This is a genomic window from Knoellia aerolata DSM 18566 (assembly GCF_000768695.1).
Lineage (GTDB): Bacteria > Actinomycetota > Actinomycetes > Actinomycetales > Dermatophilaceae > Knoellia > Knoellia aerolata.
Genome location: NZ_AVPL01000215.1, coordinates 1 through 269 on the forward strand (window position 1 = coordinate 1; position 269 = coordinate 269).

The following is a 269-nucleotide window of genomic DNA, read 5'->3' on the forward strand; positions in this document are numbered from 1 at the left end:
GGGCCGCCTCGAACAGCCCGGGCTTGCCGCCGCGGCGCGCGCCGCTGAAGGCGCCGTCTTCGTAGCCGAACAGCTCGCTTTCCAGCAGGGTTTCGGGCAGCGAAGCGCAGTTGACCGCGATGAAGGGGAAATGATGGCGCGCGCTGGCCTGGTGGATGCCCTGGGCCATGACTTCCTTGCCGGTGCCGCTCTCGCCGCCGATCAGCACCGTCGAATCGACGCGGGCGTAGCGCAGGCCGAGCATGCGGGCCTTCGCCAGCGGCTCGGAC

General features: G+C 70.6%; 1 protein-coding gene. It reads right to left on the minus strand.

Features of this window, described 5'->3' with window-relative positions:
- A partial coding sequence (locus N801_RS22320; protein ID WP_035941322.1) for a sigma 54-interacting transcriptional regulator occupies positions 1 to 244 on the minus strand: 244 nt, incomplete at its 3' end.
- Positions 245 to 269 lie beyond the last annotated feature (25 nt).